The sequence below is a fragment of the Cupriavidus sp. GW823-FHT07A04 genome, from assembly GCF_058794615.1.
This window is the reverse complement of sequence record NZ_JBXAHA010000023.1, coordinates 68,993-90,597: the sequence shown is the minus strand read 5'-3', so window position 1 is coordinate 90,597 and position 21,605 is coordinate 68,993. Positions and strand designations below refer to the sequence as shown.

General features: G+C 59.7%; 17 protein-coding genes. 4 read left to right on the top strand and 13 right to left on the bottom strand.

Annotated elements, in window-relative coordinates:
• Positions 1-44: 44 nt before the first annotated feature.
• On the bottom strand, positions 45-668 hold the full coding sequence (locus AC1Q7Q_RS32900) for a 2-hydroxychromene-2-carboxylate isomerase (RefSeq protein ID WP_492372592.1): 624 nt from the start codon (positions 666-668) through the stop codon (positions 45-47).
• A gap of 79 nt (positions 669-747) precedes the next feature.
• Between AC1Q7Q_RS32900 and AC1Q7Q_RS32895 the strand changes: the two genes are divergently transcribed.
• Entirely contained in the window at positions 748-1,068 is a 321-nt protein-coding gene (locus AC1Q7Q_RS32895) for a hypothetical protein (protein WP_492372591.1), read from the top strand.
• A 312-nt stretch (positions 1,069-1,380) separates the two neighbouring features.
• Here AC1Q7Q_RS32895 and AC1Q7Q_RS32890 read toward each other — a convergent pair whose 3' ends face one another.
• From AC1Q7Q_RS32890 to AC1Q7Q_RS32880, 3 genes are all read right to left on the bottom strand, one after another.
• Positions 1,381-2,565 (bottom strand): acetyl-CoA C-acyltransferase, encoded by a 1,185-nt coding sequence (locus AC1Q7Q_RS32890; protein ID WP_492372590.1) that lies wholly within the window; start codon positions 2,563-2,565, stop codon positions 1,381-1,383.
• Positions 2,566-2,738: 173 nt separating this feature from the next.
• A complete protein-coding gene (locus AC1Q7Q_RS32885) occupies positions 2,739-3,473 on the bottom strand; it encodes an SDR family oxidoreductase (protein WP_492372622.1) in 735 nt (244 codons plus the stop codon).
• 377 nt (positions 3,474-3,850) lie between these two features.
• On the bottom strand, positions 3,851-4,429 hold the full coding sequence (locus AC1Q7Q_RS32880; RefSeq protein WP_492372589.1) for a TetR/AcrR family transcriptional regulator: 579 nt from the start codon (positions 4,427-4,429) through the stop codon (positions 3,851-3,853).
• A gap of 570 nt (positions 4,430-4,999) precedes the next feature.
• On the opposite strand from AC1Q7Q_RS32880, the gene AC1Q7Q_RS32875 reads away from it, so the two are divergent.
• The 3 genes from AC1Q7Q_RS32875 to AC1Q7Q_RS32865 all read left to right on the top strand — a co-directional run bounded on the left by AC1Q7Q_RS32875 (position 5,000) and on the right by AC1Q7Q_RS32865 (position 9,346).
• Positions 5,000-6,673, top strand: coding sequence for an AMP-binding protein (locus AC1Q7Q_RS32875; RefSeq protein ID WP_492372588.1), 1,674 nt, complete (start codon positions 5,000-5,002; stop codon positions 6,671-6,673).
• Positions 6,674-6,739: 66 nt separating this feature from the next.
• Positions 6,740-8,515: an acyl-CoA dehydrogenase C-terminal domain-containing protein gene (locus AC1Q7Q_RS32870; RefSeq protein WP_492372587.1), complete on the top strand. Its 1,776-nt coding sequence runs from the start codon at positions 6,740-6,742 to the stop codon at positions 8,513-8,515.
• A gap of 171 nt (positions 8,516-8,686) precedes the next feature.
• Complete coding sequence (locus AC1Q7Q_RS32865; RefSeq protein WP_492372586.1) at positions 8,687-9,346, top strand: TetR/AcrR family transcriptional regulator; 660 nt, start codon at positions 8,687-8,689, stop codon at positions 9,344-9,346.
• Between the two features lie 351 nt (positions 9,347-9,697).
• Here the strand turns inward: AC1Q7Q_RS32865 and AC1Q7Q_RS32860 are convergent, their stop codons facing one another.
• The 9 genes from AC1Q7Q_RS32860 to AC1Q7Q_RS32820 all read right to left on the bottom strand — a co-directional run bounded on the left by AC1Q7Q_RS32860 (position 9,698) and on the right by AC1Q7Q_RS32820 (position 21,601).
• Entirely contained in the window at positions 9,698-10,693 is a 996-nt protein-coding gene (locus AC1Q7Q_RS32860; RefSeq protein ID WP_492372585.1) for an NAD(P)H-dependent flavin oxidoreductase, read from the bottom strand.
• Between the two features lie 112 nt (positions 10,694-10,805).
• Positions 10,806-11,768, bottom strand: a complete 963-nt coding sequence (locus tag AC1Q7Q_RS32855; protein ID WP_492372621.1) for a crotonase/enoyl-CoA hydratase family protein — start codon at positions 11,766-11,768, stop codon at positions 10,806-10,808.
• Positions 11,769-11,812: 44 nt separating this feature from the next.
• Positions 11,813-15,154, bottom strand: coding sequence for an acetyl-CoA carboxylase family protein (locus AC1Q7Q_RS32850; RefSeq protein WP_492372584.1), 3,342 nt, complete (start codon positions 15,152-15,154; stop codon positions 11,813-11,815).
• Entirely contained in the window at positions 15,151-16,776 is a 1,626-nt protein-coding gene (locus AC1Q7Q_RS32845; RefSeq protein WP_492372583.1) for an AMP-binding protein, read from the bottom strand. Before AC1Q7Q_RS32845 ends, AC1Q7Q_RS32850 begins: the two co-directional genes overlap by 4 nt.
• Before the next feature lie 232 nt (positions 16,777-17,008).
• On the bottom strand, positions 17,009-17,728 hold the full coding sequence (locus tag AC1Q7Q_RS32840; protein WP_492372582.1) for an ABC transporter ATP-binding protein: 720 nt from the start codon (positions 17,726-17,728) through the stop codon (positions 17,009-17,011).
• The gene (locus tag AC1Q7Q_RS32835; protein ID WP_492372581.1) at positions 17,721-18,491 is read right to left on the bottom strand and encodes an ABC transporter ATP-binding protein; all 771 of its coding nucleotides are present in this window, start codon (positions 18,489-18,491) and stop codon (positions 17,721-17,723) included. Before AC1Q7Q_RS32835 ends, AC1Q7Q_RS32840 begins: the two co-directional genes overlap by 8 nt.
• Complete coding sequence (locus tag AC1Q7Q_RS32830; RefSeq protein WP_492372580.1) at positions 18,488-19,387, bottom strand: branched-chain amino acid ABC transporter permease; 900 nt, start codon at positions 19,385-19,387, stop codon at positions 18,488-18,490. Before AC1Q7Q_RS32830 ends, AC1Q7Q_RS32835 begins: the two co-directional genes overlap by 4 nt.
• A gap of 44 nt (positions 19,388-19,431) precedes the next feature.
• Complete coding sequence (locus AC1Q7Q_RS32825) at positions 19,432-20,334, bottom strand: branched-chain amino acid ABC transporter permease (protein WP_492372579.1); 903 nt, start codon at positions 20,332-20,334, stop codon at positions 19,432-19,434.
• A 52-nt stretch (positions 20,335-20,386) separates the two neighbouring features.
• Positions 20,387-21,601 (bottom strand): ABC transporter substrate-binding protein, encoded by a 1,215-nt coding sequence (locus AC1Q7Q_RS32820; protein WP_492372578.1) that lies wholly within the window; start codon positions 21,599-21,601, stop codon positions 20,387-20,389.
• Positions 21,602-21,605 lie beyond the last annotated feature (4 nt).

Here is a 21,605-nt window from a genome sequence, read left to right as displayed (position 1 = left end):
TGCACGCCGCTCAACTTTTTCGGGCGACAAGGGCAACGGTTCACTTACCTTGGTCGTGCTTTCGCGTTCTGAATCTCCTCCTCTACATCCCGCAACTGATCCTTCCCAAAGAACATCTCGTCGCCGACAAAGAATGTCGGCGAGCCAAATGCGCCTCGTTCGAACGCATTCTGCGTATTCGCCAGCAGGATCTGTTTGACCTCGGGATCCGCAATGCGGCCCTGGAAGCCTTCCCCATCCAAGCCAGCGGCATCCAGGGCCGCCGCGATGACGGCAGGGTCATCCATCTTCAAACCTTGTTCCCACATGTTCGCAAACACGGCATTTACGTAGGGCATGAAGGTGCCGTTCTTCTGGGCAGCCACGGCCCCGCGCATGATCTGCAATGTATTGACGGGCCAGAACGGATTGTCCCGATAGGCGGTCAGTCCGTGCTTGGCGATGAAGCGCTGGATCTCCAAACGCCCAAACTCCGGCTTGTTCTTGATACCCGCAAAGGCCTCTGCGGGAGAACGATTCCCAGCCAGCCTGAACAGCCCCCCAAGAAGCACTGGAACATATTCAAACTTAACGCCCTGGCGTGCCTCAATACTTGGGATGACCTTGTGGCTAAGGTAGGAATTCGGGCTGCCGAAATCAAACTGGAATTGAACTCTTACGCCGCTCATGATGTCCTCTGTTATATGACATGTGAAGTTTGTGTGGAAGGTACCCTGTCGCAATCGCGATCAGCTTGCAGACGCTTCCTTGGATAAATATGATGTTGACGATGGTGCGACCCGGTCCGAGGCTCAGGCCGAGGACTGCATCCACTACGATCTCCCCTTCCCTGATCTCCCCCTGGCGCTGAAATGCGTCGTCGTGCTTTACTTCCGCGCCATTCCCGACGCGATCCAAGGTTACGGGTTCGTAATGCGCAGTCGGATCCGGCACATGGCCATGGCGCCGCCAGCGCAGGTCTATCACGTGCAGCCCATCAGCGGCCAGGCATATTCGCTTCCGGGGCACCGGCCGCCTTCTCATTGGTTTTGCCGCCACCGTGCGTCGACCGGCTCATGGTTCTCCTAGCGCGGTCATACGGTCTGCGAAGATACGGACCTCACCGATAGCAAGTGTTGGTTAGCGGATCGGGTAACTTCGAACTTCGCCCGCGCATCGTCTGCCGATTCCGCAGCGACCGTAATGATCCCTGCCAGTTCGACTTCAGTGTTCAATACAAAGAGGGCAAATATTTGTGCTGCCTTCTGTGAAACGTGATCATTTCCAAACGCCGTGTCTTTCATGGCTATCCCCGGATGGATCCTCTGGATGCTGCCATCGCAATCGCCGCGATGCCGGTTATCGATCTGAAGCGACCAATAACCGTCTTCCAATGGCGCTTTACGCTACCTCGAACAGCCCCGCTGCCCCCATTCCACCACCGACGCACATCGTGACGACAACATATTTTTCCCCGCGGCGTTTTCCCTCGATCAGGGCGTGACCGACAAGCCTTGCCCCCGTCATGCCATACGGGTGGCCGATGGAAATGCCGCCACCGTTCACATTCAATCGGTCCGGATCGATACCAAGGCGATCGCGACAGTAAATGACCTGGCACGCGAACGCTTCATTCAGTTCCCACAGACCGATATCGCTAACCTTCAACCCATGCCGCTCCAGGAGTTTCGGGATCGCAAAGACGGGGCCGATACCCATTTCCTCGGGCGCACAGCCCGCGACCGCGATGCCGCGATAGATGCCCAGAGGCTGCAATCCGCGACGCTCGGCCAGGCGGCGATCCATCAGGACGGAGGCTGAAGCACCATCTGAAAGCTGACTTGCGTTCCCCCCCGTAATGACACCGCCGTCGATGACTGTCCTGACCTTTGCCAACCCCTCCACCGTTGTGTCGGGGCGGTTCCCTTCGTCGCGGTCCAGTACCACGTCACGGAAGCTGATCTCCCCCGTCTCCCTATCCTGGATGGCCATGGACGTTTGGAACGGCACAATTTCGGCCGCAAAGCGGCCCTTCTCCTGGGCCAGCGCGGTGCGACGCTGCGATTCGGCTGCGTAAACATCCTGCGCCTCTCGGGAAATGCCATACCTCCTGGCGACGAGTTCAGCGGTCTGCAGCATCGGCATATAGGCGTGTGGAACCCGCTCGATCAATGCCAAGTCGGCCGCACTCGTCGTCCATTCGGCAAAACGGTCCTGAACCAATGAGATGCTCTCTTGCCCCCCTGCCACCACCACATCCATGCCGTCTACAATGATCTGCTTTGCTGCCGTGGCCACCGCCATCAAGCCAGAGGCGCATTGCCGGTCAATGGATTGACCCGCGACGCTGACCGGAAGTCCGCCGGCTAACGCGCCAAGACGGCCGATGTTCATGCCAGCCGTACCTCCCGGCATCGAGGTACCGATCACGACATCCTCGATCTCCTCCGCGGCGATTCCCGCACGCTGAACCGCATGCGACACGACGTGCCCCACGAGGGTCGGTGATTTTGTGTTGTTCAGGGAACCCTTATAGGCACGACCGATCCCGGTCCGTGCCGTAGATACAATGACTGCTTCCCGCATATTGCCCTCTTGATGATGTGTATGGCGGGGTAGACGTCCGGCTATGACCGCATCTCTCTCTGACGCATCGCTAGGCTGTGCCACCAACAGTTCGAATGGGAAATCTCTTCGGATGGCAAGACATCGCGATCATGCGGCATCGATCGTCTATCCCGCGTGGTCAGGCGCTTTGATTACCAGTTCTCAGTCCAGGGACGCAGGTCAAGTTCAAAGGTCCAGGCGTCTCGCTGTTGCGAATGGAGATACCAGTAGTTCTCCGCGATATGCTCTGGATTCAGGATGCCATCCCGGTCTTTCAATGCATAACGATCCGGAAAGTTCGTGCGGATAAACTCCGTGTCGATCGCGCCGTCCACCACAATATGTGCCACATGGATGTTCTTCGGCCCGAGTTCGCGGGCCATGCTTTGCGCGAGCGCGCGAAGCGCATGCTTGGCGCCCGAAAACGCGGCATAGTTTTCCTTGCCTCGCAGACCCGCAGTCGCGCCGGTAAAGAGGATCGTGCCTCGTTGACGCTGGACCATGCGCTTGGCAACTTCCCTGGCGTTCAGAAATCCGGAAAAACAGGCCATCTCCCAGATCTTGAAGTACTTTCGCGCTGTTTCCTCCAGAATGGAAGAAGGCACATTGGCGCCAATGTTAAATACGAGAACTTCAATTGGACCGATCTCGGACTCAATCTTGTCGATGAGCGCGACTACCTCCTCTTCCTTGCGCGCATCCGTGCCGAACGCGTAGGCAATTCCTCCGGCATCGCGAATCGAGTCAACCAGCGGTTGGAGTTTGTCCGCTGAACGACGCGTCACACAAGCGACCATGCCTTCCGCGGCGAAACGCTTGGCGATTGCACCACCCGTCGAGTCCCCCGCTCCGATCACGAGCGCCACCCTCTGCTCTTTGACATCCATCATCGCCTCCTTTTGATAAACTATCGTTTAGTAAAGAGACAGTATTTCATCCCCACGCAGGAGTCAAGGGCAACATACCCTAATGCCGCGCCAACGAGAAAGCTCAGGAGAACGCTCTGCGCAATGCGAGCAACAGCGAGACTGGTAAGGATGAAAGAAGAAAAGCCGCGTCGGCGGTCGGGCGTATGGCTTCGCGCGCCCGGGCTTGAACCGGTGGCATCGACAGCGCGCGCGGTGCGGCCGGGTTCGACAATCGAAGACGTCGCAACGAAAGCGCGGTACCCCCGGCTTGCGCGCTCATATCTGCGCGCATCGAGAAGAGGCCAGAACAGGGCGGAGCCGCGCCCGGAGGAAGGCCGGTGCTACCCTGGCATCGCTCAGGTCCTGCTGAGGGGTTCGAGCCGTTCAATAGAGCGCCCGAGAAAGCGGCGGCTGGAAGCGAGAATTTGCTGCCTGGTCCGGTCGGTTTCAACCACCCGGGCCAGCAAAATAGCACCCACGCACTGCGCTATCAACGCCCAAGCCGCATCCGGATCGTCCAAACGTTCCTTCCAACTGTTCTGCAACTTCTTCGCACTTCGCTCCACCGAGGCGCGGACCGCTGGCTCGGACCTCGCGATTTCAGGCCCCAAGGTCGGCAGCACGCAACCTGATTCAGGATGCAGAGCATGAGAGCTGCTCAGATAGCTTCTGATGCATTTCACGAAGTGATCTTCAGCCGTCTCATCTTCGCCTGCGAGCATTTCACCGCTGTTGGCCAACTCCCGCTCGATGACCTCAGCGAACAGTTCCGCTTTGGAGCCAAAATGACTATAGAAGGCGCCGCCAGTGAGCCCGATCGCCCCCATCAAGGCATCGACTCCCGTTGAATCGAATCCACCCTTCTTGGCAATCGCTCGACTACTGTTAAGGAGTTTCTCCCGCGTCTCCTGCTTGTGCGTGCTTGAGTAGCGCATTTCGGCTCACCTCGAACGTAGGACATGGCAGGAATTGTAGCATGACGATCGTTCAGGAAAGCTCTACCCAAGCCAGATGCTGCGGCGCACAAGGCCGCCGATTCGCAATAAGCTGGCCTACGCTCGCCCGATCTCCCCGGCAGGCACCCGGGGCCGCCGTCGCCGTCCTACACAAGCCCGCCTAAGTGCGGGTCTCATCGCGCTGCCCGAATCAGTGCCGTCCTCGGAGCTCGGAGGCGCCTATGTCACGTTCCACTCCTGTGCTGACGTGCGCCGCGACGGCATGCACGGATCATATCGCCCCAACCGTGAATACTTGTTGACATCGCTCAGTGTGTAACCTAGCATCGTTTACCAAACGGTCGTTTACTAAATGTTGCGCGGAATATATTGGCGCCAATCCCCGCACGGGCATTAGGTCAGTTGGCGCGCCAGCAAGATGCGCGTCCGTCACGATGCTGCTTCTCACCGCACGGAGTCAATTTCACTCGGGAAGCCGTGGGGTAGATGGCAACGGAGCGAAACAGCCCCGGATTCAACCGGGGGTATAACAACTGAGGAGACGTCAATATGGAAGCCAGACGCTGGCATGGATCCTATCCCCCCGGGATGCCGTTCGAGATTGATGTGGACGAGACAGCGACACTGGGATCGATGATTGCACGTGCGGTCGCTTCGTTTGCGGCGCGTCCTGCGGTAACCTGCCTGGAGGAATCACTTAGTTACGCAGAACTCGGCATTCTAACCGAGGCGCTTGCGACCTTTCTGCAGCAGTCGGGATTAAAAAAGGGGGACCGAGTAGCGTTGATGCTGCCAAGCTGTCCCGCTTTCCTGATAGGCTTGGCAGCGGTATTCCGAGCGGGGATGGTGGCGGTTCCAGTCAACCCCCTATATACACCGCGCGAATTGAAGCATCAGCTACAGGATTCTGGCGCCGCCTGCATTATCGTCGCTGACCAACTGCAGCAGTCACTGCAGCAAGTACTGGATGAAACCAGCATTGTTCAGGTACTGACAGCACCGGTTGTTGGAATTAAACCTATTGTCGGCGAACTCGCGGCAGTCGCAACAGACGCTGACGTTGTTCAACAAGCCGACACGACCGGCAATGGCAAGTGCCAATCGTTGGCCCACGCAATTCTCCATGGAAGCAGGGGTAGTCTCTCCCAGGTCGCGCAGACCGCTCAGGACATCGCCATTCTGCAATACACGGGGGGCACGACGGGTGTGTCCAAGGGGGCGGTCCTCACGCACAAGTCAGTTTGCGCGAGTCTGGCGCAAGTTTCGACTTGGGCGGGGCCACCATTAGCGGGATCGGAGGCATCCATGGTGACACCGCTGCCTCTGTATCACATCTTCCCGCTTGCTACTGCACTGCTGGCGCTATCGCTTGGTTGTGAGAATCGCTTGATTCCCAATCCGCGTGATGCGGGCTCTGTGCTTGCTGAACTGAAGAGGCGGCCATTTCAGATGTTTGTCGGTGTCAACACCTTGTTCAACAGTTTGGTGAACGCGTCGGAACTTGCTTCCGTAGACTTCAGCGCTACCCGCTTGGTGATTGGCGCCGGGGCGTCAATCCAGGAAGCCGTTGCAAAGCGATGGCTCGCCGCGGGTGCTCCTGCCGTTACCGAAGCCTATGGTCTTACGGAGACCTCACCGAGTGCCACCTTCAATCCTCCTGGGCGAAGCGGGTCGATCGGTATTCCTGCGCCTTCGACCGACGTTCGCCTGGTAGATGAAAGTGAGCACGACGTCCCACTCGGGGTTGCGGGCGAACTTCTTATCAAGGGACCACAACTCTTCACCGGCTATTGGAATCGGGAAGAGGAAACACGCAGAGCGTTCCTTGAGGGTGGCTGGTTCAGGACGGGCGACATTGTGACCATGGACGAATTGGGATTCATGACAATGGTCGACCGCAAGAAGGACATGATTCTCGTCTCGGGCTTCAACGTCTATCCGAATGAGATCGAGGCCGTCGTCGCAATGATGCCCGATATCCTGGAGGCCGCCTGTGTCGGAGTGCCTGACGACCGTTCTGGCGAGGCACCGCACCTCTTCATCGTGCCACGCAATACCACGCTCACAACAGAACAAGTGGAGGTGCACTGTCGCGCCCATCTTGCAGCCTATAAAGTGCCACGACACATTACGCTTGTCGATTCCTTGCCCAAATCAACCGTGGGCAAGATCCTGCGTAGAGACTTGCGTTCGCTCTTGGCCGCCGATCAAAACAGTGCATAGCGCCCCCTTCAGCCCTTTTCGATTTCACTCTGGCCGGCCAATCGGCAGCCCGCACACCCGAACCATATGACCCCCTATTACGCTCCGCTTCGCGATCTTCAGTTCGTGTTACATGAACTGCTCGACGTGTCGACCGACTCTGCAATCTCCGAAGCTGCCGACCTGACTCCCGACACGATCAACCAGGTAATCGAAGCGGCAGGACAATTCGCTACCGAGATTCTGGCGCCCTTGAACGGCATTGGAGACCTCCAAGGTTGCACCATGCCCTCAGCAGCGGTGGTGACCACTCCTGCTGGGTTCAAGAACGCTTACAAGCGTTTTATTGAAGCCGGCTGGACCGCACTGGCATGTCAACCGGAACACGGTGGCCAGGGACTGCCAAATACGGTAAATGCCGCTGTCCTGGAGATCTTCGCTGGTGCAAACATGGCCTGGGCGTCTTATCCGGGTATGTCACAGGCGGCTTACACATGCCTGGCGGCAAATGGCTCGGACGCGCAGAAGGCGCTCTACCTGCCGAAGCTGGCTTCCGGCGAATGGGCGGGAACCATGTGCTTGACCGAGCCACACTGCGGCACCGACCTTGGACTTTTACGTACCCGCGCAATGCCGAATGCTGATGGGACCTTCGCCATTACCGGTACGAAGATCTTCATTTCGGGGGGCGAACACGACTTCACGGACAACATCCTCCATTTGGTACTCGCCCGCCTACCGGACTCGCCCCCCGGTGTCAAGGGCATCTCCCTCCTCCTTGTTCCAAAGTTCCTGGTGTCGCCTCAAGGAGATCTGATCGAACGCAACGCAGTAACTTGTGGCTCCTTGGAGCACAAGATGGGCATCCATGCGAACGCCACCTGCACGATGAACTTCGATGGCGCAACAGGCTATCTCGTGGGCGAGCCAAACAAGGGGCTAGCGGCGATGTTCGTCATGATGAACCACGCGCGGCTTCTTGTCGGGGTCAATGCAATCGGGCTGATGGAGGCGGCGTACCAGAAGGCACTGGCCTATGCGAAGGATCGTGCACAAGGAAGGTCCCCAAAAGCAACGGCCCGTAACAGCCCCGCGGATCCGATTATCGAGCATGCCGATGTCCGCCGTATGCTGCTGACCCAGAGAACATATGTTGAAGGAACACGAGCATTCGCGCTGTGGGCATGCCAACTGGCTGACATCCAACACTTCAGCGATGACTCCGAGATTCGGCATCAGGCGGCAGAATTAGCCGCCCTTGTCACACCAATCGTTAAAGCATTCAGCAGCGACCTCGCCATCGAATGTACCAGCCTGGCAATACAAGTCTTTGGTGGGCATGGCTATATTGTGGACAACCAGGTCGAGCAGCACCTTCGTGACGCACGTATTATCCCGCTCTACGAAGGCGCGAACGGCATTCAGGCTATGGATTTCCTCGGACGCAAAGTCCTCATCGACCAAGGCGCAAGGCTGGAGGTGTTCCTTGCAATCATCACTGAATTCATCGATGCTCATGCCGATGATTCGGTCATGCAGGAATTTACGACCTCGCTTTCCAGCGCGATCGGTGTGTTGCGGAACGCAACGCAGGAGGTATTGATGCAAGCCAAGGCGGATCCTCACGCCGTGGGAAGCGTTGCTGCGTCATACCTTCGGCTTGCCGGCCATGTCGGCCTGGCATGGATGTGGGCACGTATGGCCGCGATCGGGCTGGCCAACACCGCCGCTGCCGATCCCATCTATGCATCAAAAGTCGCGACAGCACGTTTCTATTTCAAGAAGCTGCTACCCGAAATACATTCTCTGGCAGCGGCCATCTCCGCCGGCTCCGCGCCGGTCATGGAGCTTGACTTCGGCTAACGCCACCTCCACTTTCGCTATGGCCAGTTTGGCGGCAGCCGCGGCAGAATGCGCTGCCGCCAGAAGATACAGAGTAAGCTGCGCGCCCAGTAGCTCGGCGCCGAGCCGTAACGCTGTCTGCCAAGCGCCGAAGAAGTTGGGCTCTGCAACCAAGCGCAGCATCGGGTAAATATGACAACGCTGAATTCCAATTCTGGCTATACACGGCGCAGGAGGACGATCGTGCCTCCCCGGTCGGCAAGAGAAAATGTGCTGCGAGTTACGACGCGGCTAGCGCGATTACACGGGCTTGATAACTTTTCCATCAGCGATGTCTCCGCGCAGCTCGGCATATCCAAGAGCATGGTGTACGACCGTTTTCAGTCACGGGCGGAGCTCGTCTCTGAGGTTTTGGTGGAGTACTACTCTACCTTGCTACGCGATGCGAATGCAGCCTCACGCGCCACGCCGAAGGGGGTCCGGCGGCTGGTTCGCATTCTCGATATGTGGCTAAGCGAGTACGTGTTACAAGAGGGAGGCTGTCTATTGCTACGTGGCGCCACCGAATGCTGCAGTCGCACTAACGAGCTCATCCGGGACACAATGAGGTTCGCTGTGGATGCTTGGAGGCGCTGTCTCCACGAGCAACTGCGCGATGCTGCAGCACTTGGGGAAATCGCTGGGAGTGTGGATACAAGGCAGCTCGAGTTTGAGATCTACAGCTTTGTGCTGGGGATCCAGCATGACTGCATGTTTCTCGGGGAGCCTGTGTCGTTCAGGTCTGCTGCATTCCCGGGGATCCTGAGAAGGCACGGAATCATATTGCCTCCTGGCGCCACCCTTCGCTCTTGAGAACGGTATCTCTCGATGGAGGCAACAGAGCACAAAGGCTTCCCGCACGCAGGGCGTTGCGGCGAGACGGGAACGTCGGCATGACGCGAGGGTTGGTAGCCGACCTAGCCCGCCAGTGGGCCGCTGGAGGTGTAAGCCCTGACCAGATACCTTCGTGTCCCTTCAATTTCAACGAGCTTGCGCTGTTCTTCCGGCTATAAGGAATTGCTTTCGCCGCCAGCGAACCAGGCAGACAAAGCGTTGATAGTAGACGAGGGATGCTCGATTCGAGATTCTGCTCTGTAGAGCAGAATCCCATCTCCGCCTACTCCCGAAAAGGGGCGATCAAGCGTGCTGATATCTGATTGCTGCCTAACTCATGGCTGTGCCAGCGACTCCCAAATAGCCAGACAACCGATGCAGGATCAGCGTTTCGGCCTCCGCCATAATCCGCTCAATCATGTCCTTGACAGTCGGAATATCGTTGATCAGACCGGCAACCATTCCGCAGCTCCAAGCTCCAGCGTCCATCTCTCCGTCAACCATGACGCGAGGGTAAACGCCCGCCACTTGCTCATGGATGTCGGATATCTGAAGATCCCGGCCTTTCTCTCGCTCAATTTCGAGTAGCCGCGCCACGCCAGCGTTGTTCAATACCCTCTCGGTATTGCGCAAGGGGCGCATCACGAGCCGCGTATCAAGCTCAGAGGCCCCAACGATAGCCCGCTTGACGTTCTCATGAACCGGCGCCTCCTGGGTAGCGACAAAGCGGGTGCCCATATTCATACCCTCGGCCCCCAGCGCCAACGCCGCAACCAAGCTGCGGGCATCCGCCATGCCGCCCGACGCCACGAACGGGATCTTCAACTCCTCGGCCGCGCGCGGGAGCAGAATCATATTCGGCAAGTCGTCCTCGCCAGGATGCCCTCCACATTCGAATCCATCCACGCTGACAGCATCGCAGCCAATCTGTTCCGCCTTCAGAGCATGACGCACCGACGTGCACTTGTGGATAATCTTGACGCCGGCTGCTTTCAACTGCGGCATATACGGCTCCGGACTGCGGCCAGCCGTCTCGACGACCTTGACGCCTCCTTCCACGATTGCCGCGATGTACTCGGGGTAGGGAGGCGCATTGAACATCGGCAGGAAGGTGAGATTGACGCCGAATGGCTTGTCAGTCATCTCTCGGCAGCGGGCAATTTCTCTGGCGAGCAGTTCCGGCGAGCGTTGCGTGAGGGCCGTGAGAATTCCCAGGCCTCCTGCATTGGAGACAGCGCTCGCCAACTCCGCTAGTCCTACATAGTGCATGCCACCCTGAATAATGGGATGCTTGATGGCGAACAACTCGGTAATACGCGTTTTCATAAGGATCTCTCCTGTCACAACTACACTCATTTTCCGTTGATGAGCCTACTAATCGACGGTCGGCAACCCCGGGCCAGCTCGCATGGGTTGCCGTCTACAAACCTCGGCTACCTCACGCCGTTTGATCGCGGAAAGCATGCTGCTGAGCTTGCTCCGCTCTGCTCGCATCAGTCATGCTTGAACCATTTCCACGCTCCAAGACCCACTCCTCATAAAAATCGGGCATTACGGACGCCCCGGCGCTAAATCGAGGCGCCTCCTTTTCCAGGAAAGCTCTCACGCCCTCCTTGCCATCACCGATGCTGGTGTAGAACATCGCCAGCGAGTCGAGACTGTGCGCCTCGATAGGGTGAGCCGCTGCCATATTGCGCAGCATCAGTTGGCGGATGAACGCGACTGACACGGGGGACTTGCGCTCGGTGAGGCGCCGGGCAAGGGCGATTGCAGCATTCAGCAAATCCTCGTCGGCGTGCAACGAACGTACCAGGCCGGCCTCCTTCGCCTCCTGAGCACTCAGGATATCGCCGCTATACGTCCACTCAAGCGCCGTCTGGAGCCCTACGAGCCTTGGCAGGAACCAGCTTGAGCATGCCTCGGGCACGATGCCGAGCCGGCTGAAGACAAAGCCAATCCGCGCCGACTGCGCCGCCACGCGGAAGTCCATCGCGAGGGTCATCGTCGCGCCGACGCCTACCGCTGCGCCGTTGATCGCGGCGATGACTGGCTTGCGGCAAGCGTAGATTGCCAGCGACACTCTTCCCCCAGTGTCGCGTACCCCATCCCGAATTGCCGCATCGTCGAGCCGATCGCGCATGTCTTCCAGCGATGGCTGCAATGTCTCGTCCAAGCCAAAGACATTGCCTTCTCGAGTGAGATCCATGCCAGCGCAGAATGCCGTACCGTTGCCTGTCACGATGACGGCGCGGGTGACATCGTCGTGATTGACCCGTCCAAACAGGTCGATCAGCTCATTGGCCATCGTGACGGTAAAGGCATTCATCCGCTCCGGGCGATTCAATCGCACGATAAGAATGCCCTGCTCGTCCCTTGAGAGCGAGAGCGTGTCGTACTGCATCGACATCGTGTCTTTCTGGTGATTGTCCATTGCAAGTGTTTTTCTCAGCGAGGTGTGACAAAGGGACGCCGCTTTTCAGCGTCCTTGCGGGGAAGCGGGAGGCCCTTCAGCGCTTGGACGATCCAGTGACGTGACTCTGCCGGATCGATTACGCCATCTATCTCCAGGAAGGAAGCCATATTCGTAGCCTTGCCCTTCTCATAGAGTTCGGCGACGTGACGTTCGAATGTCGCTCGCCTGTCGCCGTCGTCTTCGATCGCAGCCAGTTCCTTGCGGTAAGCGAGGTTGACGGCGCCCTCGATTCCCATCCCACCGAACTCGCCGGTAGGCCATGCAATGGTGAAAAATGGCGCCTGGGTACTCCCCCCGGCCATCGCCTGCGCACCCAATCCGTAGCCCTTGCGCAAGACTAACGTCAGTAGCGGCACTGTGATATTCGCCGCCCCAACGAACATCCTGGAGACGCGGCGTACCAGCGCCGTCTTTTCCGCCTCCGGGCCAACCATGAAGCCTGGTGTATCACACAGAGAAATGAGGGGTAGCGCGTAGGCCTCGCAAAGCTCGATAAAGCGCGCCGCCTTGTCAGCCGCCTCGGCATCGATCGCACCGCCAAGATGCTTAGGATTATTGGCAAACAGTCCGAATGCTCGCCCTTCAATACGGACCAGGGCTGTGACAATGCCCTTGCCGTAGCCCGGCCGCAATTCGAGAACCGAATCCTCGTCGCAGAGGATTTCGATCGCCTGACGCACATCGTAGGCACGCGCCCGGTTCTCCGGCACCACTGCCCTCAGTAATCGCTGGTCGCTGCAAGACCACGCCCCCGCCGGCTCCCGGAAGAACGACAAATAGCGTTTCGCCGTTGCGACAGCTTCGGCCTCGTCCTCGACCAGGATATCGATGACCCCGTTCGCAGTCTGGACCTGCGCCGGCCCCACTTCTTCCGGCGTGAAGCGGCCAAGACCACCGCCCTCGATCATCGCTGGCCCGCCCATGCCGATACTGGCGTTCCTGGTACCGATGATGAGGTCGCAGCAGCCGGCGAAAGCCGCGTTTCCCGCGAAGCAGCGGCCAGATACGATGGCCACCGATGGCGCTTTGCCGCTCAGGCTGGCCAGCAGCTTGAACGACGGCATGTCCAGGCCGGCCACTCCCATGTAGTCCGTCTCGCCAGGACGGCCGCCGCCCCCTTCAGCGAAGATCACGAGCGGCAGGTTCCACTGGTCGCACAGATGGAGTAACCGATCCGTTTTCTTGTGGCCCATGAAGCCTTGTGTTCCAGCAAAGACCGTATAGTCGTAGGCAAGAACCGCGCAGCGTGTTCCCTCCTCGTCAGAGTCAGGAGCGTTGATGGTACCGATTCCGGCAATCAATCCGTCCGCCGGACTGATGTCCCGAAGTTCCTGCTCCGAGCGGCGCCGCCGCTGAGCGGCAAGCGCCAGCGCGCCGTACTCGATGAAGCTTCCCGCATCGCACAGGTCGTCGATGTTTTCACGCGCCGTCCGCTGGCCCGTACGGCGGCGTGCGGACACGGCATCAGGTCGGCGTTCGTTGCCGAGCTGCTCGTGACGCTCAAGCACCTCGCGAAGATCGGGACGAACCGCCGTTGGATCCAACGCCTCTCCTTGCGCTGCATCGTGCACCAGATGCTCTCCAGGTTCGATGTAGAGCAATGACATATCGAGCTGCACCGTGTCGCCAACGTTGGCATTCAACTGCGACACTCTGCCGCCGATACCGGCTTGCACCAAGTGTTCCATCTTCATTGCCTCCACGACGGCCACCGCGGAATCTGCGCGAACCAGATCGCCTTCATCGACCATGTAGGCGATTAGTCTTCCGGTCAACGGGGAGCCGACCACGTGCGTACCGGGGGGGTGTTCATGCGCCTCAGGAATAGCGCCAGCGGAAACGGCCTCTCCCGCGCGCGTGAACAGCTTCGGGTGCGAGACGTTGCGCTCCAGAAGCTCCCGGGCATTGTGCTCGATGAAGCCGGTGTCGAACGCGGCACAGCGTATCCGTTCATCGCAAATCAGCGTTTGAAGGAAAGGCAGATTAGTTTCCACGCCCTCGATGCGAAACTCGCAAGCGGCACGATAGGTGCGGGCCAATGCGCGCTCGAAGCCCCCGGAAGGCGTGTGGACGATCAGCTTTGCCAACAGCGAATCATAGAGGGCGCTCGTCTGATACCCGGTGTAGCCGAGGGTTTCGATCCGTACGCCCCGGCCGCTAGGCACCTCGAACGCACTCAGGCGCCCGCCTGTCGGCACCGCGCCACCGTCGCGGCTCACACGCTCCGTATTGATGCGCAGCTGAACGGCAAAGCCCTCACCGAGCCGGATCTCGGTCTGCAGCAGACCCAGCTCCGCCAGGCTAGCCCCGGCGGCAAGCCCGATCTGTGTCTTGACGAGGTCGATGCCAGTCATCTCCTCCGTGACCGTATGCTCCACCTGAAGGCGCGGATTCGCCTCCATGAAGACGAAGCGGTCTTCCATGCCGGCGCGGCCGTCCAGTAGAAACTCAAAGGTGCACAACGTGTGGAGGCCGGCCGCCCGGGCCAAGGCAATCGCGGCGGCCGCCACCCTATCGCGAGTTGCGCTGTCCAGACAGGGCGCGGGTGCGATCTCCACGACCTTCTGGTAGCGGCGTTGGAGACTGCACTCGCGCTCAAAAAGATGACTGACGTTGCCAGCCATATCCGCGACCACCTGAATCTCGATGTGACGGGCCGAGGCAATAAACTCCTCGACATAGACGGCGTCGGAGCCGAAGGCCGCTTTCGCCTCGGAGCTTGCTCGCGTGAACGTCTCGTCCAGCTCGGCATCATTCCGTACAACACGCATGCCTCGGCCGCCACCGCCGGCGACAGCCTTGACCATGAGCGAACCGCCACGTCCCAGGGAGTCCAGGAACTCCCTTGCTTCCTCAAGGGTGGTTGCCTGCTCGGTGCCTCGGGCGAGCGCGATGCCCTCCTGACGAGCCAGGCGTCGCGCTGCACCCTTGTCGCCGAACAGGTCCAGCGCTTCCGGATTGGGCCCGATGAACGTAATGCCGGCAGCCCGGCAGGCCCTTGCCAGTGCGGCGCTTTCGGAAAGGAAACCATATCCCGGGTGCAGCGCATCGCACTGCGTAGCGAGGGCGGCACGGACAATTTCCTCCACGTCCAGGTAAGCCGTCGCACCAAACCCCGGTATCTGGAAAGCACTGTCCGAACGCACTACATGCAATGCGTCCGCGTCGTCTGCAGGATAGACGGCCACGGAGGCGATCTCCATCTCGCTCGCAGCACGTGCAATACGGATCGCGACTTCGCCTCGGTTGGCGATGAGAATCTTTTGAAAGCGTGCGTTATTCATTCGCGCTGCGTGCATGTTGTGTAGTTTCATGAGAGCCTGGGTCGGGTAATGCGAACGCCCTGCATCTCGCGATCCCAGGTGTCGCTGGTAATTGCTGCCGCACGGAGTACATGCTTTTCGATCTTGCCGGTTGGCGTCTTGGGCAGACTGTCGACGTGACGGAAGTAGCGGGGAACCATGAAGTGCGGCAATCGTCCATGGAGGAAGGAAAGTAATGCTTCGTTGGAGATCTGCACGCCGGGCTTCGGGACCAGGATGGCAAGCACCTCCTCCTCTCCGTGTTCGCTTGGAACACCCACCACTGCGGCCTCGAGCATGTCCGGGAAGGCAAGCAACTCGGCTTCGACCTCGAAGGAGGAAATGTTCTCGCCACGCCGGCGAATCGCGTCCTTGACCCGGTCGACGAAGAAGTAGTTGCCTTCCGCATCGCGCCGAAACGCGTCTCCGGTGTGAAACCAGCCGTTGCGCCATGCCTGCGCGGTAGCCTCCGGCATCCTGTGATAACCGTGCGACATCGTCCAGGGTTGATCCGCCCTCAGCATTAACTGGCCGACTTCACCATCAGGTACCTCGCGGTCGTTTTCGTCGACAAGCCGAGCCTGGACGCCCTGCCGCAACCGTCCGCAAGAGCCGCGCCGCTCCGGGTTGTCGTCCGAACGAATCGGGCAGGATATTTCGCTCATGTTGAACACGGTGTAGACAGTGAACCCGAAGCGATCACGGAGCAGCCTGGCATCCTCGCTAAGTGGCAGAACCAGGACCCGGCGCAACCCGTGACGGCGATCGTTCGGCGAATGCGGCTGACGCAACAGGAAGGTCGCCATCGAGCCCAACAGGCAGCCGGCGGTTGCCCCCAGGGACAGGCATGACGCGAAGAAGCTGTCGGTACGGAACTGGCGAAGCATCGCGAGCGAGCCACTACGAGCGAGCGCCCCCGTGACAAAGAGGGTTCCGCCAACGTGGAACAGCGGTAGGTTGATCAACCATCGGTCCCCACGATCCGTCCCGTCGGTGCATTCCACGCCCATGGTGAATAGATGCAGATAGCTGGAGAGCACGCCCTTGGACGGGCCTGTTGTCCCCGAGGTATAGCAGATGGACTGGATGTCCCAGGGTTGAAGCCCTTCCACGGGCAGGTCAGGGGCCGGTTCACATTCAAGTTCCTGAAGCGAGCGTAGCGCCACGCCCCGCTCCCCGAATAGCTGTCCGTTCGCGAGCTGCTCGACATCGGTAATTACCATTGTCAGTTGGGGGATCGGCCCACAATCGAGCAGCAGCGGGGCCAGCTCCGGATGGCATAGAATCACCCTGGCCTCAGCGTTCTCGATGACATGGCGCAAAAGGGATCCCCGATATGCCGTGTTGATTCCCACGAAGACCGCCCCCAGCATGTTGATCCCAAACCATGCGGCGAGAGCGAGCGCACCATTTGGCATCCATACGAGGACGCTTTCCCCCCGGCGCACCCCGGCAGCGCGCAATCCCGCCCCTACGCTTCTGGCGCGTGCAGCCGCCTCCGAGCAGGTCCAGCCCTCTCCTCCTTCGAACACCGCCAGCATTTCATGTGGCCGCTCTTCAGCGGCCCGGGCCAGAATATAGGGAAGAACACACGCATCCGGCCCGGGAATGCGATCTTCAGCTTCCGGCATCATTGGCGCTCACCTCGACGGCTCTCCCCAACTGCAAGGCCACTGCTGAAGTTGAAGAACGCGCCGCAGTCTGATCTGCATATCGTATGCATTTAAGTCTCCTCGCTGATTTTTCTATGTTCAGGTCGAGCGGAACCGCGTCGGATCGGCAGCGTGACGCGCTGCCAGCAGCCGACGGCGATAATGGTCCGACCGGGAAACGAAGAACGTCTTAGATTCTTAGATTCCTAGATTCCTAGATTCCCAGATACGCTCGGCGCACGGCCTCGTCGGCAGCTAGCTTTGCCGCGGGGCCGTGTAGGGATATCTCGCCGTTCTCGATGATGTAACCGTAGCTGGAAATACTTAGCGCCAATTTCACGTTTTGCTCGACGAGCAAGATGGTGATGCCCCGTTCCCGATTTAACCGCTCGATGATCTGGAACATCTGCTGCACCATCAGGGGCGACAAGCCCATGGATGGCTCGTCGAACAGCATCAGCGTCGGCCGGGCCATCACGGCGCGGCCGATGGCCAGCATCTGCTGCTCGCCGCCCGATAGCGTCGCCGCCGCCTGCTGCTGGCGCTCCGCAAGGCGTGGGAACATGGCATAGACGGCATCCAGGTCGCTACGGATGCCTGCGCGGTCCCGCCGCAGGTAAGCGCCCAGCTCCAGGTTCCCGCGCACGCTCATCTCGCGAAAGACCTGGCGGCCTTCTGGAACCTGAACGATGCCAAGGCGCACGAGTTCGTCGGAACGAAGCCGGTCTATGCGCTCGCCGGCCATCCGCACTTGCCCCTCGGAGCGAGGCACAATGGCCGACACGACATTCAGCGTTGTGGTCTTTCCAGCCCCGTTGCTACCCAGCAGCGCAACGATCTGCCCGGCGCCTACTTGCATCGACAAACCGGAAAGCGCCTGGATCGCTCCATAGGCGGCGCTGATGGCCTCCAACTCGAGCACAACCTCAGGCATAAGCCACCTCCTGGCCAAGGTAGGCCTCGATCACGCACGGGTCGCTACTCACCTCCTCCGGCGTGCCCTCCGCGATCTTCTCGCCGAATGCCATCACGGTAATCCGGTCCGAGATCGACATCACCAATTGCATCACGTGCTCCACGAGTAGCACCGTGATGCCATCTCGCGTGGAAAGCTCTTTGAGCAAGCGGTCCAGGCTTTCGATCTCGCGGTTGCGCAGCCCTGCTGCCGGCTCGTCCAACAGAAGCAGCGTCGGCCGGATCGCCAGTGCGCGGGCAAGCTCCAGGAGTTTCTGATGACCGAAGTCCAGGTCGCGTGCGAGATGATGCCGCTCGCTGGTCAAGCCAACCCGCTCAAGCAGGTGTTCGGCGTACTCGATGCTCGCGGGATCCACGCGACGAAGCATTCGCCCCCACGACGCGGTAGCACAAGCGTGGGTGCCCATCAGCACGTTGTCCAGTACAGACAGGCCGCCGAACAACTCCAGATTCTGGAAAGTACGTGCTATCCCGAGGGATGCCATTCGGTGCGGCGCGACGTCCTTCAGCTCGCGTCCCTGAAACCTCACGCTTCCACTGGAGGGCGAGTAGAAGCGGGAGATGCAATTGAAGGTCGTCGACTTCCCCGCCCCATTCGGTCCGATCAGCGCATGGATGCACCCTTTTTCCACCTCGAACGACATCTTGTTGACGGCTTTCAATCCACCGAATTCCACCGAGATTTCATCCACGGCGAGAAAAGGCATTTGGCTTTGAATCATGATTTCGCTCCAGATTGCTGCACGGAAAGCACGGAGGCGAGGCCCTTTGGCAGGAACATCATGAACATCATCAGGATGCATCCGTAGACGATCTCCTGGTACGACGGCGTCTGGCGCAAGAGCTCGGACACGAGCGCAAATATGATGGCGCCCACCACCGCACCGCGCACCGAGCCAATCCCGCCCACCACCACCATGGTGAGCACGAGGATCGTGGACTGGAAGCCCAGGCTCTCCGGATGGATGAACGAGGTGAACAATGTGTACATGCCGCCCGCAACGCCGGCGAAGGCTGCCGACAAGACGAAGGCCGTGACTTTTACCGAGCGCGCGTCCACCCCCATCGCAATAGCGGCCATTTCACTCTCCCGGACCGCGCGCAAGCCAAAGCCAAGACGCGACCGCCCTATGGCAACCGTTAGCCAGAGCATCAGCGCAGCGATTGCGCTGACGAACGGATAAGCCTGTACGTCCGATGTCAGTTGCATGCCGCCGATCACGGCCGGGCGCAAGCGCAGGCCGTTGGCTCCGTGGGTCACGGATTCCCAGTTCAGCAAGATCCACTGCATCGCCTCACCGAATGCGAAGGTAGCAAGCGCCAGGTAAATGTCGCGCATGCGCAATGCCAGCAAGCCAATCACCCAACCGAGCGCCGCCGCGACGGCTGCCCCCGCCACGATCGACAGCACGAACGGGGGGCTGTAGTGCGCGTTGACGATTCCCGCCGTGTAGATGCCCGTGCCGAAGAATGCCGCATGCGCTAGTGCAAACTGTCCTGACTCGCCGATCAGGAGGTGCATGCCCAGGGCCAGTACCACGAACACCATCAACAGATTGGCAAGGTAGACCACATAGCCGGTGGCCACGAACGGCAGCGCGGCCAGCACCATCGCCATCAGTGCAAGCAGCGCACGGTCGAGCTTGGAGGAAGCGGCGTGGTTCATACTTTCTTCACCCGAAGCCTTCCGCCGAACAAGCCTTGGGGCCGGGCGAGGAGTACGATCATAATGGTCACGAATGGCGCGACCACGATGGCATTGGTGGAGATGAAGAGGCCCACCAGGTTCTCGACAATACCGACAAGAAAGCCGCCTATCACCGCGCCAGGCAAACTAGTGATACCGCCAACTATCGCAGCCGCGTAGGCCAGGATTGCGATGTGCCCGATATCAGGCGTGACCAGGATCTTGGGCGCGATCAGCAGCGCGGAGACGGCTGAGATGGCGCCCGTCAGTGCCCACACCCTCATGCGGATGTTCGACAAATGTATCCCCACGATCTGAGCGCCCAGTGCGTTCATACCCACGGCGCGCATGGCCTGACCGTTGCGTGTACGGGTAAGCATGAACCACAACAGCAGCATCACGGCCAACGCGGTGATGAGGATCGCCAGGTCCAACGTTGTGATCGAGGCCTGACCGATCATGACCGGATCCTGCGGCACCGGCGACGGCAGGGTACGCGGCGTATCGCCCAATCCCGTCTTGCGCACGAGGCCCTTGAGCAGATAGGCGAAACCCAGCGTGGCGATCAGCATCTGTACGCTGGCACCGCGGGCGGTGGCTACCCGCTGCATCACCACGCACTGGAACGATGCGGCAACGAGCGCCGTCAGCCCAATCGCCAGCAGTGCGGCCAGCCAATAGGGCAATTGCCACATCCCCAGCATCAGCAGCGCAAGGTAGGCGCCGGCCATGAAGATCTCGCCCTGGGCGAAGTTGGGCACGTCGGTAGTCTTGAATACGATCACGATCGCCACGGCTAGCAACGCGTAGACGCTGCCGGTGATGATGCCGGAGAGCACGCCTTGCTGGACGAACAGCCAGATATCGGAAAGGCTCATGAAGAATCCTCCATCCCGGCGCGCCGCGGGAAGGCGCTGCCGGCGTTTCTTGTCAGGGTCGGTACGTCCAGGTGCTCTTGAAGCTGCCAGGGACGCGCGTCATGGTGGAACCATCGAACTTGATATAGATGGCAGACTCCTGCGCCGCATGGTCCAGCGCACTGAATTCGATTGGCCCCGCCATGACACCTGAATCGAACTTGAGTGTGGAGAGCGCGTCGAGCACCTTTTTCCGCGTGGGCTGCGGGCCCGCCGCCTTCAGTGCATTGACCAAGGTCATCGCCGACGCCAGCCCCTGGGGCATATACGGCTGCGGATGGCCAGGCTTGGAGGCGAGTTCCGGATAGGCGGCCTTGTACATCTGGTACACCCATTGAAGCTTTGGCCCACCCGGCACGTCGGCCAGCACTTCCTGGATGTACACATTCCTGAAGGCGTCTTTGTTGCCTACGTTCTCCACGAGCTGGTTGAGGTCCGCCGTCGAGTTGATCGCTAGCACGATCGGCTTGTTGAAGCCCAGCTCGAAGGCGCGCTTAACGATCAGCCCGACCGGCCGCGCATAGGCGGTGAGCAGCAGGACATCGGGATTCGCAGCCTTTACTTTGAGCAGTGGGGCCGTCACGTCGGTGATATTGGGGCTGACCGACTGGAACTCCAAATTGACTCCGGGGAGGGTCTTTGCTTGCGCCCTGGCAGCTTCCACGTTCCACTCGCCGTACGCGTCGTCGTTGCTGATGTAACCGATCTTCCTCGCCTTCAGGTGCTCGAACGCAAACTGAACCATGGAGCCGCCCACGGCATGTTGCGAGATCGAGAACGCCCCGTAGATATATGGGGACGGCGGGTACAGCGCGCCGTCGCCCGATGCATTGAGCATAAGGAGCGGGATCTTCGCGCGTTCGATGTATTCTCGCGCCCCCATGACGGCGACGGAGCATGAGCCGCCGTTGAGCATGAACACATCGTCTTGCTCAGTGAGCTTCTTGACCGCGGCTACCAGGTCGTTGGCGTTGCAACGGTCATCCTCCAGGACGACCTGGATCTTGCGCCCATGGATTCCGCCCTCCTTGTTTATCTTGTCGTACCACATCCGTGCGGCATTGATGACGTCGAAGCCGTAGGTCATGGCAGGGCCGGACATCGGCGAAAACATGCCGATCTTGATCGTCTTGTCAGTGATTCCTGGCTCTCCCTGGGCGCGAGCAGAGGACGTCAGCACGCAAAGCGCAGTGGTGAGTGCCAAGCCGAATAGCACCATTTTTCTCATGGTT

Coding starts and splice junctions, on each gene's coding strand:
- AC1Q7Q_RS32900 (WP_492372592.1), bottom strand. CDS start 668: ATGAGCGGCGTAAGAGTTCAATTCCAGTTTGATTTCGGCAGCCCGAAT.
- AC1Q7Q_RS32890 (WP_492372590.1), bottom strand. CDS start 2,565: ATGCGGGAAGCAGTCATTGTATCTACGGCACGGACCGGGATCGGTCGT.
- AC1Q7Q_RS32885 (WP_492372622.1), bottom strand. CDS start 3,473: ATGGATGTCAAAGAGCAGAGGGTGGCGCTCGTGATCGGAGCGGGGGAC.
- AC1Q7Q_RS32880 (WP_492372589.1), bottom strand. CDS start 4,429: ATGCGCTACTCAAGCACGCACAAGCAGGAGACGCGGGAGAAACTCCTT.
- AC1Q7Q_RS32875 (WP_492372588.1), top strand. CDS start 5,000: ATGGAAGCCAGACGCTGGCATGGATCCTATCCCCCCGGGATGCCGTTC.
- AC1Q7Q_RS32870 (WP_492372587.1), top strand. CDS start 6,740: ATGACCCCCTATTACGCTCCGCTTCGCGATCTTCAGTTCGTGTTACAT.
- AC1Q7Q_RS32865 (WP_492372586.1), top strand. CDS start 8,687: ATGACAACGCTGAATTCCAATTCTGGCTATACACGGCGCAGGAGGACG.
- AC1Q7Q_RS32860 (WP_492372585.1), bottom strand. CDS start 10,693: ATGAAAACGCGTATTACCGAGTTGTTCGCCATCAAGCATCCCATTATT.
- AC1Q7Q_RS32855 (WP_492372621.1), bottom strand. CDS start 11,768: ATGCAGTACGACACGCTCTCGCTCTCAAGGGACGAGCAGGGCATTCTT.
- AC1Q7Q_RS32850 (WP_492372584.1), bottom strand. CDS start 15,154: ATGAAACTACACAACATGCACGCAGCGCGAATGAATAACGCACGCTTT.
- AC1Q7Q_RS32845 (WP_492372583.1), bottom strand. CDS start 16,776: ATGATGCCGGAAGCTGAAGATCGCATTCCCGGGCCGGATGCGTGTGTT.
- AC1Q7Q_RS32840 (WP_492372582.1), bottom strand. CDS start 17,728: ATGCCTGAGGTTGTGCTCGAGTTGGAGGCCATCAGCGCCGCCTATGGA.
- AC1Q7Q_RS32835 (WP_492372581.1), bottom strand. CDS start 18,491: ATGATTCAAAGCCAAATGCCTTTTCTCGCCGTGGATGAAATCTCGGTG.
- AC1Q7Q_RS32830 (WP_492372580.1), bottom strand. CDS start 19,387: ATGGCGATGGTGCTGGCCGCGCTGCCGTTCGTGGCCACCGGCTATGTG.
- AC1Q7Q_RS32825 (WP_492372579.1), bottom strand. CDS start 20,334: ATGAGCCTTTCCGATATCTGGCTGTTCGTCCAGCAAGGCGTGCTCTCC.
- AC1Q7Q_RS32820 (WP_492372578.1), bottom strand. CDS start 21,601: ATGAGAAAAATGGTGCTATTCGGCTTGGCACTCACCACTGCGCTTTGC.